This is a genomic window from Streptomyces sp. WM6386 (assembly GCF_000972385.1).
Taxonomy (GTDB): domain Bacteria; phylum Actinomycetota; class Actinomycetes; order Streptomycetales; family Streptomycetaceae; genus Streptomyces.
The window spans coordinates 1-522 of sequence record NZ_JXTE01000432.1 but is presented as its reverse complement, the minus strand read 5'-3'; the positions used below and the strand labels follow the sequence as shown (position 1 = coordinate 522).

1 protein-coding gene and 1 pseudogene are annotated in these 522 nt (G+C 65.1%); one reads left to right on the top strand and one right to left on the bottom strand.

What is annotated here, in order from left to right; translation table 11 throughout:
• A pseudogene (locus TN53_RS42105) lies at nt 1–119 on the top strand (GNAT family N-acetyltransferase); the annotation flags it as partial.
• 63 nt (nt 120–182) lie between these two features.
• Here TN53_RS42105 and TN53_RS42100 read toward each other — a convergent pair.
• The coding region (locus TN53_RS42100) for a hypothetical protein (protein ID WP_046264187.1) at nt 183–522 on the bottom strand (340 nt) is incomplete at its 5' end.

Sequence of the window (522 nt, the reverse complement as noted above, 5' to 3'; positions counted from 1 at the left end):
AGGGAAGCCGTGCCGCGGGGTGTGAGTGGCTGCACGTCGACTTCGAGGAGCATCTGCGGTCGTTCTACTTCGAGGCGTGTGGCTTCAGGGAGACGACGGCAGGGTTGATCGCCCTGTGACCCCGTAACCCTGTGTCTCCCGCTCCCTCGCGACGTGCACGGCTCTCTCGAAGATGCCGTGCGTCAGCCTTCGGTCGCGCGGGACATGGCCTCGGCGATCATGCGGGCGGCGAAGTCACGGTTGTCCGTGAGCCGGTTGATGTGCTCCGCGAGCAACAGGGCTGTTGCTTCCAGGGAGTTCATCTCGTCCTTCGTCCAGTCTCCGTACTGCTTGCGCCACAGGCTGGGGCTGAGTCCTGTGCCTGCCGCGACGACCAGGCCGGCCATGGTGGGGATGACCTCGGGACGGATGCTCTTGGGCATCATGCGCAGCGAGGCCACGAGGCCGGGCACCACGCACTCGATGACGTCCTTGTCGTGGTCCTCGTAGGCCATCCGCAGCCACCGCATGAACATGTAGATG